Consider the following 4,657-nt stretch of genomic DNA (forward strand, 5'->3'; position numbering starts at 1 on the left):
CGAGCCGAAGGCGCTTCCGCGACCTCCACGTCCCCGGCCGTCCCCTACTGATGCCCAACCCCTGGGATCCCGGCTCCGCGAAGGTGCTGGAGAGCCTGGGCTTTCACGCCTTGGCGACGACGAGCGCCGGCTTCGCTGGCACCGTTGGCCGGCTGGACGGCCGCGTCACACGGGACGAGGCGCTCGGCCATGCCGAGCAGGTCGTGGCCGCGGTGAGCGTGCCCGTCAGCGCAGATCTGGAGAGCTGCTTCGCTGCGGACCCCTCGGGGGTCGCCGAGACCGTGCGGCTCGCCGCGGCAACCGGTCTGGCCGGCTGCTCCATCGAGGACTACGACCGGGACACCGGTGCACTGTTCCCCATCGAGGCGGCAGCCGAGCGCGTCGCCGCCGCGGCAGAGGCCGCCCACGACGGTCCTGACCCGCTCGTCCTGACCGCTCGGGCAGACGGCGGCCTGCATGGCCTCGAGGACGTGGACGACACCATCGCACGGCTGCGTGCCTTCGAGGGGGCCGGCGCCGACGTGCTCTACGCGCCGGGCGTCTCCGGCGTCGCCGACCTCCGGCGAATCCTCGAGGCGGTGTCCCTCCCGGTCAACGTCCTCGCCCTTCCCGATGCGCCCAACGTGGCCGAGCTCGCTGAGCTCGGCGTCGCCCGGGTGTCGGTGGGATCTGGGTTCTTCCTCGCCGCCATGGGGGCGCTTGCCACGGCCGGACGGGAGCTGCTCGACGAGGGCTCCTACCAGTTCTGGGACTCGGCCGGCCTGGGTGGGGAGGCAACCGGAGCGGCGTTCTCCTGAACGGGGTCAGGAGAGCTGTCAGCGGACGACCATGACCGGGGAGGTCGCGTGATGGATGACGGTGTGGCTCACGGACCCGAGCAGCATCCCTGCGAAGCCACCGCGACCGCGTGAGCCGACGACGACCAGTCCAGCGCCCTCACCGGCTCGAGCGATGGCGAGCCCGGGGGTGTCCTCGACCACCTCCGAGCTGACCTGGAGGCCGGGGAAGCGATCGTGGATCCGCTCGACGAGGTCCCGCGTCGCGTCCTCGGCGTAGACCCGGAACTCCTCCTGGAAGCGTGCGTCATACATCGTGTACGTGTCGCCGTACACCATGGGTGCCAGCTCCGGCTGGGCCTGGGGGTCGAGGGCCGTCGGCTGGATGACCCGGACGACATGGAGCTCGGCACCGGCGTCGGCGGCGACCTGGACCGCTCGGTCGAGCGCATGGAGCGCCGACTCGGAGTCGTCCACGCCGACGACGACCCGGTGCTCCGCGTCTGGATGGAGCGATGCGTCACCCCGCACGACGACGGCTGGGCACGCGGCGTGCGCAGTGACGTTGTACGACGTCGACGCGAGCAGGCCGCCCATGATCCGGCCCCGGCCATGCGAGCCGGTGACGACGAGATGGGCGGTCTCGCTCTCCTCCACCAGGCCTCCGGCGGCACTGTCGAGCACGCTCTTGCAGGTGACCGCCTCGCGTCCGAGCACTGCAACGGCACGTGCCGCGGCCGCCTCGGCGACCTGGTGGGCGACGCTCGCCAAGAGCTCGTTCTGCCCATCCGGCACCGCCGGCCCGAGCGCGGGGACGTGGGCGAGGCCATAGCAGTGCAGGATCGTCAGCGGACGCGACTCCCGGCGAGCCGTCTCGATGGCCCAGGTGACGGCCGGCTCCGACCCCTCCGTGCCGCTGTAGCCGACGACGATCCGCCGGCTGTCCGGCGCCTCCTCGGTGGAACCGGTGTGCTCGCTCAATGGTCAGCCCTTCCACGCCGAGCCGGCCGCCGGGACCGGCCACGAACCCATTATCGCCTCATCACCTCCACACACCCACCGCCACACCGATGGGGCCGTTGTGTCCCGCCTCGAGTCAGGTCCCCGATCTGCCGCAGGTCACGTTGGAGGTCACGTTGCAGGCACGTCGCAGGCACGTCGCGGCCATGTCGCAGCGGCGCTGGGGGCTGAGCACGGGTCCGATGGCCGGCTGCAACGCGACTCGCGATGTGAAGGATCAACTACCCCTGAGGAGGAGCGGGAGTGCGCGCCGGGTCGCGGAGCGAGCCCAGCGGCATACGGCCAGTCCTCGTGCACCACGCTCAGACCGGGCGTTTGGCCGGTGCGTTCTCCAAGGTCAGGTCGGGATCCCGCTCGACGACGTCGCCGAGGACCTCGTCGACGAGGGCGACCAGCTCGGGAGCCAGCGAGACGCCGGCCGCCCTGACGTTCTCCCTCACCTGCTCCGGTCGGGACGCGCCGATGATGGCGGAGGCGACGTTCGGGTTGTGCAGCACCCAGGCGACGGCCAGCTGGGCCATCGTGAGCCCGGCCTGGTCGGCGACGGGCCGCAGCGCCTGGACCCGCTCGAGGACGTCGTCCCGGAGGAACCGCTTGACGAAGTCCGCCCCGCCCTTGTCATCGGTGGCCCGTGAGCCCTCGGGGACCGGCTGGCCCACCACGTACTTGCCGGTGAGCACGCCTTGCGCGACCGGGCTGAAGACGATCTGGCTCACGCCGAGCTCCTCGCTCGTCGGGATGACCTCGTCCTCGATGACCCGCCACAGCATCGAGTACTGCGGCTGGTTCGAGACGAGCTGGAAACCCAGCTCGCGGCTCAGCTTGACGCCGTCACGGATCTGGTCCGCGGTCCACTCGCTGACCCCGATGTAGAGGGCCTTGCCCTGACGCACGACGTCGGCAAAGGCCTGCATCGTCTCGGCCAGCGGTGTCTCGGTGTCGTACCTGTGCGCCTGGTAGACGTCCACGTAGTCGGTCTGGAGGCGCCGGAGCGACCCGTTGATCGATTCCATGATGTGCTTTCGCGACAGGCCGGTGTCGTTCTTGCCCTTGGGGCCCGTTGGCCAGTAGACCTTGGTGAGGATCTCCAGGCTCTCGCGCCGCTCGCCCTTGAGGGCCTCGCCGAGCACCACCTCCGCCGCCGTGTTGGCGTACGTGTCCGCGGTGTCGAAGGTCGAGATCCCTGCATCGAGCGCAGCGCGGACGCACTGGACGGCGACGTCGTTCTCGACCTGGGAGGCGTGCGTCAGCCAGTTGCCGTAGGTGATCGTCGAAACCTTGAGCCCGCTGTTTCCGAGGTACCTGTAGTCCATGGAGACACCGTAGGGCTGCCCGGCGGGGCCAGCCCAGGTGGCGCCTCCCGCAGCCCTACCGCCGCTCCGCCCCGGCGTGATCGGTCTGCTCGCGAATGGCTTCCTGCTCGTCGATGAGCTTGGCCCGGCTCTGCGCCTTCTTCTCCGAGGCCTTGGTGCCCCGAGGCGGGAGCTGGATCGCCTCCTCGGCAGCCATGCCGGCCTGCAGCTCCCGGCCGCGCTCGAGCTCCGCGTCCACCTCCGCGCCGAACAGGAGGGCGAGGTTCATCAGCCACATCCAGAGCAGGAAGATGATGACGCCGGCCAACGACCCGTACGTCTTGTCGTAGTTGCTGAAACCAGCGACGTAGAATCCGAACCCGATGGAGGCGACGATGGCCACGACGATGGCGATGGCCGCGCCCACCGACAGCCAGCGGAAGCGTGGCTGCTGGACATTCGGGGTCGCCCAGTAGAGCAGCGCGACCATGACGATGACCAGTAGGAGGATGACGGGCCACTTCACGATGCTCCACACCGTGACGGAGGCCTCCCCCAGACCGATGGCATCCCCCACGGCGCGGGCGAGGCCCCCGGACAGGACGAGTCCGAGCAGGATCAGCGCCGCCATGATGACGAAGACGATCGTGAGGGCGAGGTTGAGCGGCCGCAGCACGAAGAACGGCCTGCCCTCGTCGATGTCGTAGATGCGGTTCATCGCACGGCCGAACGCGCCGATGTAGCCGGACGCCGACCAGATCGCGACGATGAGGCCGATGGCGAGGGTCAGGCCCGCACGGTTGGAGTTGACCATCTCGGTGATCGGGCCACGCAGCGTGTCCGCGGAGTCGCCCTGCCCCACCGCCTCGAGAATCTCGAGAAGGGCATCGACCGTCGACTGGCCCTGACCGAAGACGCCGAGCAGCGAGACGAGCGCGAGGAGCCCGGGGAAGATCGAGAGGACGCCGTAGTACGTCAGGCCAGCGGCCAGGTCCATGCACTCGTCGTGGCTGAACTCGTGGGTCGCCCGCTTGAGGCTGACCATCCAGATGCGACGGCGCAGGTCCGGGGGCGATTCCGGCTTGCTTGGGTCGTCGGGCGGAATGGCGGTGTCAGCGCGGTCCTCGCTCTTGCCCTCGTTCATGTTCCGCCTCCTTCGACCTCATCTCGCAGTCGAGCGCTCCTTACCCACCGGGCATGGGTCGCACACGAGCCGGACCGGGTCACCACAGGACTGCCTCCCAAGGATCGGCTGTGCGAAGGTTGACGAGCATGTACCTCGAGCGCACCAGCCCCAACGACCTCACCACGCTGGCCACCGACCACGGTCCGGTGCCGATGAACATTGCTGCCGCACTCGTCATCGACGGCGGCTCGGACCTGGGCCTGCCCACGGTTCGTGGCCTGCTGGAGGCACGCGTGCCGCGGGTGCCGCGCCTGCGTCAGCGGATCCACGACACGCCATTGGGTCACGGCCGTCCGGTCTGGGTCGATGATGCGAGCTTCGACCTCGACCGCCACCTTGCCGAGATCCGGCTCGGGAGGCCCCACGCGGGCGCGAACCGCGAG

At 69.8% G+C, this 4,657-nt stretch carries 5 protein-coding genes; 2 read left to right on the forward strand and 3 right to left on the reverse strand.

The window, feature by feature from the left end; translation table 11 throughout:
• A partial coding sequence (locus VJN29_RS15260) for an isocitrate lyase/phosphoenolpyruvate mutase family protein (RefSeq protein ID WP_324144488.1) occupies positions 1–797 on the forward strand: 797 nt, incomplete at its 5' end.
• Between the two features lie 18 nt (positions 798–815).
• Here the strand turns inward: VJN29_RS15260 and VJN29_RS15265 are convergent.
• From VJN29_RS15265 to VJN29_RS15275, 3 genes are all read right to left on the reverse strand, one after another.
• Complete coding sequence (locus VJN29_RS15265; RefSeq protein WP_324144489.1) at positions 816–1,757, reverse strand: universal stress protein; 942 nt, start codon at positions 1,755–1,757, stop codon at positions 816–818.
• 341 nt (positions 1,758–2,098) lie between these two features.
• Positions 2,099–3,109, reverse strand: coding sequence for an aldo/keto reductase family protein (locus VJN29_RS15270; RefSeq protein ID WP_324144490.1), 1,011 nt, complete (start codon positions 3,107–3,109; stop codon positions 2,099–2,101).
• A 55-nt stretch (positions 3,110–3,164) separates the two neighbouring features.
• On the reverse strand, positions 3,165–4,232 hold the full coding sequence (locus tag VJN29_RS15275) for a YihY/virulence factor BrkB family protein (protein ID WP_324144491.1): 1,068 nt from the start codon (positions 4,230–4,232) through the stop codon (positions 3,165–3,167).
• Between the two features lie 110 nt (positions 4,233–4,342).
• Here VJN29_RS15275 and VJN29_RS15280 point away from each other — a divergent pair.
• A partial coding sequence (locus tag VJN29_RS15280) for a wax ester/triacylglycerol synthase domain-containing protein (RefSeq protein WP_324144492.1) occupies positions 4,343–4,657 on the forward strand: 315 nt, incomplete at its 3' end.

It is taken from the genome of Intrasporangium sp., from assembly GCF_035280925.1.
Taxonomy (GTDB): Bacteria; Actinomycetota; Actinomycetes; order Actinomycetales; family Dermatophilaceae; genus Intrasporangium.